Origin of the sequence: Microbacterium sp. A20 (assembly GCF_004794515.1) — a bacterium.
In the GTDB taxonomy this organism is placed as follows: domain Bacteria; phylum Actinomycetota; class Actinomycetes; order Actinomycetales; family Microbacteriaceae; genus Microbacterium.
The window spans coordinates 1-1791 of sequence record NZ_SSDF01000008.1 but is presented as its reverse complement, the minus strand read 5'-3'; the positions used below and the strand labels follow the sequence as shown (position 1 = coordinate 1791).

At 68.6% G+C, this 1791-nt stretch carries 1 protein-coding gene; it reads right to left on the bottom strand.

The features are described from left to right. Positions 1-1690 (bottom strand): RICIN domain-containing protein (locus tag DW298_RS00035; RefSeq protein WP_240744939.1); only part of this gene is annotated, 1690 nt, incomplete at its 3' end. Between the last annotated feature and the right edge of the window lie 101 nt (positions 1691-1791).

Below are 1791 nucleotides of genomic sequence, written 5' to 3'. Positions count from 1 at the left end.
GGTCCGAGCCGGAGACGGCCAGGCAGGCTCCGGTTGCGACGTTCTTCAGCTGGAACTTGTTGTCCGCCTTCGGGACGACGGTCCACTGCTGGGACGCGGCTCCGGTGATCGTCTGCTGCACGGCGGGAGATGCGGTGCCGGCGACCCCGACCGCTTTCCCGCTGTCCCGTGCGACGAGTGCGACGGTTCCGGTGGGTGGTGCGACCGAGGCGACGCCGCTCGTGGCGGTGTTGCCGTTGCTGTCCCGTGCGACGACGGTGTACTGCGGCAGCGGACCCGTCGGGGCCGCCGTGTCGACGAGGGCGAGGTTCGGACGCTTCCACCACGTCGCATCCGCGGTGGTGGTCGCGACCGGTGTCGAGGTGCCCGAGCGGTAGAGCTCGTAGGTCAGGGTCAGATCGTCGCGGTCCCAGTTCGCCGGGATCGAGACGGTGACGCGGCGGGCGTCATCCGCTGCCCGCGTGGCCGTGGCGCCCCACTTCTCTCCGGCGAGGCGGGGCTTGTCCTTGGCTCCTCCGGGAGGTGCCGTCGAGAAGCGGACGAGCCCTTCGAACTGGCCGTTGTTGACGGAGCGGAACTCGCCACCGACGGAGATCATGTCGCCGGTGCCCGTGATCGACAGGCCGGCCTGGCCCATCCCGGTGGTGACGCCGACGGCCCAGTCGGGTGTCCAGGCGTAGGCCGAGGGGGCGGGAGTCCCTGCCCAGTCCTTGTAGTTGGCGTTCGGCTGGTGGCCCAGCGTGCCTCGCGCGTCTGCCGTGAAGGCCTCCGAGTAGCGGTGCGTGCGCGGAGTCTGTTCCGGGTGGAGGCCGTTGGTCTCGCAGGCGTGGGTGTGGCTGGTCGTGTAAACGACCTTGCCCGTGGAGTAGACGCCGTAATGATCGCCGATGCAGTCGGAGATCCAGCGGACCTTGCCGGTTCCGGCCTCGGCGGCGAACGTGCCTTCGAGGTTGGCGGTCTCGACCCCGGCATAGGCCCATCCGGTGCCGTACACGCCGTTCGCGTCAGCTGCGAGTCCGAAGATTCCGGACTTTCCCGCGGTGGCGCCCGTGGTCAGGCCGTTCTTGACCGTGCGGGGGAGTTCCCAGGCCGCGTCGACGACTCCGGTCGTCTTGTCGACCGCTCCGATGCCCCGCAACTCGGTGTTGCCGCTGATCTGCGAGAAGCGTCCGCCGATGATGGTGTCTTTCCCCACCGGATCCATCACCATCGCGTCGACCTGTGCGTCGGGCTGCGGTGCCCAGGGCAGCAACGCGCCGTTGGAGGCATCGAATGCGGCGAGATTCTTCCGCGCGGTGCCGTTGCCCTGCGTGAACAGTCCGCCGGCGTAGACCGACGATCCCGATGTCGTGAGGGCGTAGACGCCCGATCCGCCGATCGACGGGATGAAGCCGGGAGCCAGTTCGCCGGTTGCGGCGTCGAGGGCCGCGATGTTCCACCGGTCCTTGCCGTTGACCGAGTTGAACGAGCCGCCGATGTAGATCCGCTTGCCGTCGGGCGAGGCGGCGACGGCTTTGATCACTCCGTTGACCTTGGGTGCGAAGGGCAGCAGAGCACCGGTCTGGATGTCGTAGGCGAGCACGTTGGACCGCGCCGTGAGCGCGGTTCCCGGTGCGGCTTTCGGTTCGCGGGCGTTGTCGAACTTGCCGACGGCGTAGACCGTGGAGCCGATGGTCGTCTGCGCCCACACGTAGCCGTTGTCGATCTGGACGGTCGGAATCGGATCCGACGTCACCGCGATCAAGATCAACGACACGGATGCGCTGCGTGCCGCCGGCATCGACCCGTCCG